This window comes from Kineococcus indalonis (genome assembly GCF_009906395.1).
In the GTDB taxonomy this organism is placed as follows: Bacteria; Actinomycetota; Actinomycetes; order Actinomycetales; family Kineococcaceae; genus Kineococcus; species Kineococcus indalonis.
Map to the genome: position 1 here is coordinate 1 of NZ_JAAALM010000961.1, position 637 is coordinate 637.

Genomic DNA, 637 nt, shown 5'->3' on the forward strand with positions numbered 1-637 from the left:
CACCGGTCCTGCCCGCCGGTGCAGCAGCGTGGACCGGGGCACCGCGGGCAGGACCGGTGAGCGCACCGAGCAGCGCGGCGAGCACCAGCGCGGCGACCGCGGCCCCGGCGAGCGGGGCGCTCACGGCGCCCCCGCCGCCGTGGCCGCCCGCACCAGGCGTGCGCTCCACCAGCGGCCGACCAGCAGCAGGGCACCGCCGCCGAGCGCGCAGGCGCGCCCGGCCGCGGACCCCAGCAGCGCCTCCCACGGCGGCGCCCCGAGCGCCGCGCCCAGCGCCAGGCCGGCCAGCGGCAGCAGCGAGACGGTGCGCGCGCTGACCCGGGCGCCGGCGGTGGCGGCGCGCACCGCGGCGCGCGCGTCGGCCTCGGCGCGCAGCCCGGCCGCGCACCGCTCCAGCGCCTCCGCGGCCGGGGCCCCGGTGCGCTCCACGAGGTGCCACACCGCCCGCACGCCGGCCGGGGCGTCACCCGCGGGACCGGCTGCCGCCGGCTGCCCCGGCCCTCCCGGTGCACCCGCTGCTCCCGGTGCGCCCGCCGCTGCGGAGGCGCCGGGGCCGGCGTGCCACCACGCCTGGGCGGGGCCGAGGCCCGCGCGCAGCAGCGCGGCGACCCGCTCGGCCAGCCGGGCGCCGTCGAGG

At 85.1% G+C, this 637-nt stretch carries 1 pseudogene; it reads right to left on the reverse strand.

The features are described from left to right. Positions 1–120 precede the first annotated feature (120 nt). Positions 121–637 (reverse strand): annotated as a pseudogene (locus GTR00_RS23195) (type II secretion system F family protein); the annotation flags it as partial.